At 45.5% G+C, this 508-nt stretch carries 1 protein-coding gene; it reads right to left on the bottom strand.

Annotation, left to right across the window (positions count from 1 at the left end; genetic code table 11):
- On the bottom strand, nucleotides 1-508 hold a 508-nt coding region (locus ACS8FC_RS21140; protein ID WP_439298221.1), incomplete at both ends, for a sugar transferase.

The following is a 508-nucleotide window of genomic DNA, read 5'->3' as shown; positions in this document are numbered from 1 at the left end:
TTTTAAATAGAATTTGGATATCCAACCACAGTGACTGATTGTCCACATACCATGTATCCAGTGCAAACCGCTGATCCCACCCAATAGCATTGCGACCATTGACTTGAGCATATCCTGTAATTCCTGGGCGGACATCGTGTCGACGCGCTTGCTCATCATTATACAATGGCAGATATTCCATCAATAATGGTCGCGGGCCCACTAGACTCATATCTCCTTTAATCACATTCCAAAGCTCAGGCAGCTCATCAAGGCTGGTGTTACGCAGCGCTTTACCAAACGATGTCAGTCGCTCACCATCCTCCAAAGGGTTGCCGTCTGCATCTATACCATCCTTCATGGAACGAAACTTTATCATCTCAAATGGCTTGCCATACAGACCTGGACGAATCTGACGAAATAAAACAGGCGAACCAAGGTTTTTACTCACTTTGTAGGCGGTCACAGCATATACAGGAGACAACACCACAAGAGCAGTAGTTGCACCTACAATGTCAAATAGTCGTTT

The organism is Psychrobacter sp. 1Y4 (genome assembly GCF_051847555.1).
Note: the sequence above shows the minus strand (reverse complement) of the source record. Positions and strands in the feature narration are given on the sequence as shown.